General features: G+C 74.4%; 6 protein-coding genes and 2 pseudogenes. All 8 read left to right on the forward strand.

All coding sequences use genetic code 11. The features are described 5' to 3' along the window. A pseudogene (locus tag NWP09_RS11465) lies at positions 1 to 509 on the forward strand (rRNA small subunit methyltransferase B); the annotation flags it as partial. A gap of 5 nt (positions 510 to 514) precedes the next feature. Beyond that, entirely contained in the window at positions 515 to 1,171 is a 657-nt protein-coding gene (gene rpe / locus NWP09_RS11470) for a ribulose-phosphate 3-epimerase (protein ID WP_258275644.1), read from the forward strand. Then, positions 1,168 to 1,431: a phosphoribosyl-ATP diphosphatase gene (locus tag NWP09_RS11475; RefSeq protein WP_258275645.1), complete on the forward strand. Its 264-nt coding sequence runs from the start codon at positions 1,168 to 1,170 to the stop codon at positions 1,429 to 1,431. Before rpe ends, NWP09_RS11475 begins: the two co-directional genes overlap by 4 nt. A 36-nt stretch (positions 1,432 to 1,467) precedes the next feature. Continuing rightward, the gene (hisG, locus tag NWP09_RS11480; RefSeq protein ID WP_258275646.1) at positions 1,468 to 2,322 is read left to right on the forward strand and encodes an ATP phosphoribosyltransferase; all 855 of its coding nucleotides are present in this window, start codon (positions 1,468 to 1,470) and stop codon (positions 2,320 to 2,322) included. 7 nt (positions 2,323 to 2,329) lie between these two features. After that, the gene (hisF, locus tag NWP09_RS11485) at positions 2,330 to 3,088 is read left to right on the forward strand and encodes an imidazole glycerol phosphate synthase subunit HisF (protein WP_258275647.1); all 759 of its coding nucleotides are present in this window, start codon (positions 2,330 to 2,332) and stop codon (positions 3,086 to 3,088) included. Beyond that, positions 3,085 to 3,417: a phosphoribosyl-AMP cyclohydrolase gene (hisI, locus tag NWP09_RS11490; protein WP_258275648.1), complete on the forward strand. Its 333-nt coding sequence runs from the start codon at positions 3,085 to 3,087 to the stop codon at positions 3,415 to 3,417. The genes hisF and hisI overlap by 4 nt, the downstream gene beginning before the upstream one ends. Beyond that, positions 3,414 to 4,934: an anthranilate synthase component I gene (locus NWP09_RS11495; protein WP_258275649.1), complete on the forward strand. Its 1,521-nt coding sequence runs from the start codon at positions 3,414 to 3,416 to the stop codon at positions 4,932 to 4,934. The genes hisI and NWP09_RS11495 overlap by 4 nt, the downstream gene beginning before the upstream one ends. Continuing rightward, a pseudogene (locus NWP09_RS11500) lies at positions 4,931 to 5,283 on the forward strand (hypothetical protein); the annotation flags it as partial. The gene NWP09_RS11495 and the pseudogene NWP09_RS11500, both read left to right, overlap by 4 nt.

A 5,283-nucleotide genomic window follows, 5' to 3' on the forward strand; every position in this document is an offset into this window, starting at 1 on the left:
AGGCGAACGAGGTCGCACCGCACCGCGCGCGCCTCGTGCGCGACGCCGTCCGAGCGATCGACCCGCGCCCCGAGGTCGTCGTGGGCGACGGCCGCCGCTACGGGCTGGGGGAGACCGCCGGCGCGTACGACCGCATCCTCCTCGACGCCCCGTGCACCGGCCTCGGCGCGCTCCGGCGCCGGCCCGAGGCGCGCTGGCGGAAGCAGCCCACCGACGTGCCCGCGCTCGCGCGGCTCCAGGGCGAGCTGCTCGAGGCCGCGGCCAGGGCGGTGCGGCCCGGCGGGATCGTCGCCTACGTCACGTGCTCGCCGCACCTCGCCGAGACGCGTGCGGTCGTCGACCGCGCATCCGCCCTCGGCCTCCGGCCGCTCGACACCCGGGCGGTCGTGCGCGAGCTGTCGCCCGGCATCGCGCTCGGCGACACGGGCGACGCCGTGCAGCTGTGGCCGCACCGCAACGGCACCGACGCGATGTTCATCCAGCTGCTCACGACCGCGTCGGTAGGCTGAGCGGCATGGTCAGGATCCACCCGAGCATCCTGTCGGCGGACTTCGTCAACCTCGAGCGCGACCTCGAGCGCATCCGCGACGCCGACGGCGTGCACGTCGACGTCATGGACGCCCACTTCGTGCCGAACCTGACCTTCGGGCTGCCGATGGTGCAGCGCATCGCCGAGGTCACGGCGCTGCCGATCGACGTGCACCTCATGATCGACGACCCCGACACGTGGGCGCCGCAGTACGCGATCGCGGGCGTCGGCTCCGTCACGTTCCACGCGGAGGCCACTCGCGACGCGGTCGCGCTCGCGCGCGAGCTGCGCGCCCGCGGCACGCGCGCCGCGATCGCGCTCAAGCCGGGCACCGCCGTCGACGCGGTCCTCGAGCACCTCGCCGAGTTCGACATGGTGCTCGTCATGACGGTCGAGCCGGGCTTCGGCGGCCAGTCGTTCATGCCCGAGATGATGCCGAAGCTCGTCGAGCTCCGGCGCCGGGCGGACGAGGCGGGCCTGCCGCTCCAGCTCGAGGTCGACGGCGGCATCACCGACGACACGCTGCCGATCGCCGCGGCCGCCGGCGCCGACGTGTTCGTCGCCGGATCGGCCGTCTACGGCCACGACGACGTCGCCGCGCGCATCGCGGCGCTCCGCGACGCCGGTAGCCTGGAGCGGTGAAGACCTTCGACGAGCTGTACGCCGAGCTCGAGCAGACGCTCGCCGAGCGCCGGGAGGGCTCCGGCACCGTCGCGGCCGTCGACGCCGGCGTGCACGCGATCGGCAAGAAGATCGTCGAGGAGGCCGCCGAGGTCTGGATGGCGGCAGAGCACGAGAGCGACGAGGAGGCGGCGATCGAGATCTCGCAGCTCCTCTACCACCTCCAGGTGCTCATGCTCGCGAAGGGCCTCTCGCTCCAGGACGTCTACCGACATCTCTGACGCGCCGTCCCCCGACCGTCAGACCTGAAGGAACCCATGCTCAAGATCGCTGTGCCCAACAAGGGCTCGCTCGCGGAGACCGCGGCCCAGATGCTCGACGAGGCCGGCTACCGCGGCCGCCGCGACAGCAAGGAGCTCATCGTCGTCGACGCGCGCAACGAGGTCGAGTTCTTCTTCCTCCGCCCGCGCGACATCGCGACCTACGTCGGCTCGGGCGCGCTCGACGTCGGCATCACCGGCCGCGACCTGCTCCTCGACTCCGGCTCGCCCGCGATCGAGATCGCGGGCCTCGGCTTCGCGCGCTCGACCTTCCGCTTCGCGGGCCCCGCCGGCCGCTTCTCGAGCGCGAGCGACCTCGCAGGCCTCCGCGTCGCATCCTCGTACACGGGCCTCGTCGAGCGGCACCTCGCCGAGCACGGCGTCGAGGCGCGGCTCGTGCGCCTCGACGGCGCGGTCGAGTCGGCCGTGCGGCTCGGGGTCGCGGATGCGGTGGCCGACGTCGTCGAGACCGGTGCGACCCTGCGGGCGCAGGGCCTCGAGGTCTTCGGCGAGCCCATCCTCTCGAGCGAGGCGGTGCTCATCACGAACGAGGCGGGCGCCCGCGGGGCGGACGAGCCCGGGCTCTCGACGCTCAAGCGCCGGCTCGACGGCGTGATCGTCGCGCGCGACTACGTGCTCGTCGACTACGACATCGAGCGCTCGCGCCTCGAGGCGGCGATCGAGGTCGCCGCCGGCTTCGAGAGCGCGACCGTGAGCCCGCTGCGCGACCCCGACTGGGCCGCCGTGCGCGTCATGGTGCACCGCGACGAGACGAACCACGTCATGGACGCCCTCGCCGACGTCGGGGCGCGCGCGATCATCGTCACGCGCATCCACGCAGCCAGGATCTGAGGCAGCGATGCTCGCCACCCGCGTCATCCCGTGCCTCGACGTCGCCCACGGGCGCGTCGTGAAGGGCGTGCGCTTCCAGGGGCTCACCGACCAGGGGGACCCCGTCGAGCTCGCGGCCCGCTATGCCGAGCAGGGCGCCGACGAGCTGACGTTCCTCGACGTCAAGGCGACGGTCGAGGACGCCGGCACGATGCTCGAGGTCGTCGAGCGCACCGCCGAGCAGATCTTCATCCCGCTCACCGTCGGCGGCGGCGTGCGCAGCCGCGACGACGTCGCGCGCCTGCTCGCGCACGGCGCCGACAAGGTCGGCGTGAACTCCGCCGCGATCCGCGACCCCGAGCTCATCGACCGGATCGTGCGCGACTTCGGCTCGCAGGTGCTCGTGCTCTCGCTCGACGTGCGGCGCTCGAGCGAGCAGCCGAGCGGCTTCGAGGTGACGACGCACGGCGGTTCGCGCGGCGCCGGGCTCGATGCGCTCGAGTGGGCGGCCGAGGGCGTGCGCCGCGGCGTGGGCGAGCTGCTCGTCAACTCGATCGACGCGGACGGCACGAAGGACGGCTTCGACCTCGAGCTCACGCGGGCGGTGCGGGCGGTCGCGACGACCCCGGTCATCGCCTCGGGCGGCGCCGGGTCGCCCGCCGACTTCGCGCCCGCCGTCGCCGCGGGCGCCGACGCGGTGCTCGCCGCGAGCATCTTCCACAGCGGCCAGTGCTCGATCGGCGAGGTGAAGGCCGCGATGCGGGAGGCGGGGGTGACGGTGCGATGACGCTGCCGCAGCTGAAGAAGGATGCCGACGGGCTCGTCGCCGCGGTGATCCAGGACGACGCGACGGGCGACGTGCTCATGGTCGGCTACATGGATGACGAGGCGCTGCGCCGCACGGCGACCGAGGGGCGCGTGACCTTCTGGTCGCGGTCCCGGCAGGAGTACTGGCGCAAGGGGGACACCTCGGGCAACATCCAGGTGCCCCGGTCGATCGCGATCGACTGCGACGGCGACGCGCTGCTGATCCGCGTCGACCAGACGGGGCCCGCGTGCCACACCGGCGCCCGCTCGTGCTTCTTCACCCCGGTGCCGCTCGAGGCCCGGGGATGAGCGGCTCGATCGACCGGGCGCGCTTCGACGCGCTGCTGGCCGACCACCGCGTCGTGCCGGTCGTGCGCGAGGTGTTCCTCGACGCCGAGACGCCCGTGGGCGTCTACCGCCGGGTCGCGGCGGGCCGGCCCGGCTCGTTCCTGCTCGAGTCGGCCGAGCAGGGCGTGTGGAACCGCTACTCGTTCGTGGGCGTCGACGCGTTCGGCATCCTGACCGCCGATCGCGGCCGCATCGCGTGGCGCTCCGCGTCGCTCTCCGCCGAGCGCCTGCTCGGCGACGCCGTCGAGCGCGGCGGCCTCGAGACGGTCGAGCACGTGCTGCGCCGCTGGGCGACGCCGCGCATCGAGGGGCTCCCGCGCCTCACGAGCGGCATGATCGGCCACATCGGCTGGGAGGTCGTGCGCGAGCTCGAGCGGCTCCCCGACGCCCCCGAGCGCGACGTCGACGTGCCCGCGATCGCGATGGCGCTCACCGCGACCATGGTGGTGCTCGACCACCGCACGGGCGCGGCGCACCTCGTCGCCAACGTGCTGAACGACGGCGTCGACGACGCGGATGCGCTGTGGCGCGACGCGCAGGACCGGCTCGACGCGCTCGAGGCGGCCCTCGCGCGCGACGAGGCCGGCTCCGTCTCGGGCCTGGACCGCGACGCCGCGCCGGAGCCGAGCGCACGCGTCGGCGCCGACGCGTTCCGCGCGATGGTCGACGCGTCGAAGCGCCACATCGTCGACGGCGACGTCTTCCAGGTCGTGCTCTCCGCGCGCTTCGACCTGCCGACCGACGCGGAGCCGCTCGACGTCTACCGCGCGCTGCGCATCCTGAACCCCTCGCCCTACCTGTACCTGCTCTCGCTCGAGGACGCCGACGGCGGGGCCTACTCGGTCATCGGCTCGAGCCCCGAGGCGCTCGTGACGGTCCACGAGGGCCGGGCGACGATGCACCCGATCGCGGGCAGCCGGCCGCGGGGCGCCGACGCCGCGGCCGACCGGGAGCTCGCCGAGGATCTGCTCGCCGACCCGAAGGAGCGCAGCGAGCACGTCATGCTCGTCGACCTCGCCCGCAACGACCTCGCGAAGGTGTGCGTGCCGGGCACCGTCGCGGTGACCGAGCTCATGGCGATCGAGCGCTTCAGCCACATCATGCACATCGTCTCGACCGTCGAGGGGCAGCTGCGCGCCGACGCCTCGGCGCTCGACGCGTTCCGCGCGACCTTCCCCGCCGGCACGCTCTCGGGCGCGCCGAAGCCCCGCGCGCTCGAGCTCATCGACGAGCTCGAGCCGGCCCAGCGCGGTGTCTACGGCGGCGTCGTCGGATGGCTCGACCTCGCGGGCGACGCGGACCTCGCGATCGCGATCCGCACCGTGACGCTCCGCGACGGCGTCGCCCACGTGCAGTCGGGGGCGGGCCTCGTCGCCGACAGCGATCCGGAGGCGGAGCTGCAGGAGGTGCGGAACAAGGCGGCGGCCCCGCTGCGCGCGGTCGCGGTCGCGAGCACGATGCGGCCGCGCGGCGCATGACCCGCTGGAGCGGCCGCACGATCGCCGTCGTGGCGCTGCTCGCCGCCGGAGGGCTCGGCCTCCTCGCGGCCACGCAGCCGTGGCGCACCGTCGTGCTCGTCGACGGGCGCACGATCGCCGCGACCGGGCAGCAGCTCGCCGGCGGCCTCACGATCCTCGCGCTCGCGTGCGTCGCCCTCGCGCTCGTGCTGCCGATCGCCGGCCTCGCATGGCGGTTCGCGCTCGGAGCCCTCGCGGTGCTGCTGGGCGGGCTCACGGCGGCCCACGTGGTCGCCTCGGCGGCGGGCGCCGATCGCGCGGTCGAGGCGCTCGTCGCGGAGCGCGAGCCGGAGTCCGCCGAACGGCGACC

It is taken from the genome of Agrococcus sp. HG114, from assembly GCF_024723325.1.
Lineage (GTDB): Bacteria > Actinomycetota > Actinomycetes > Actinomycetales > Microbacteriaceae > Agrococcus.

Excerpts from the sequence above, each read along its gene's own strand:
- rpe (WP_258275644.1), top strand. The coding sequence starts at position 515 with ATGGTCAGGATCCACCCGAGCATCCTGTCGGCGGACTTCGTCAACCTC.
- hisG (WP_258275646.1), top strand. The coding sequence starts at position 1,468 with ATGCTCAAGATCGCTGTGCCCAACAAGGGCTCGCTCGCGGAGACCGCG.
- hisF (WP_258275647.1), top strand. The coding sequence starts at position 2,330 with ATGCTCGCCACCCGCGTCATCCCGTGCCTCGACGTCGCCCACGGGCGC.
- hisI (WP_258275648.1), top strand. The coding sequence starts at position 3,085 with ATGACGCTGCCGCAGCTGAAGAAGGATGCCGACGGGCTCGTCGCCGCG.
- NWP09_RS11495 (WP_258275649.1), top strand. The coding sequence starts at position 3,414 with ATGAGCGGCTCGATCGACCGGGCGCGCTTCGACGCGCTGCTGGCCGAC.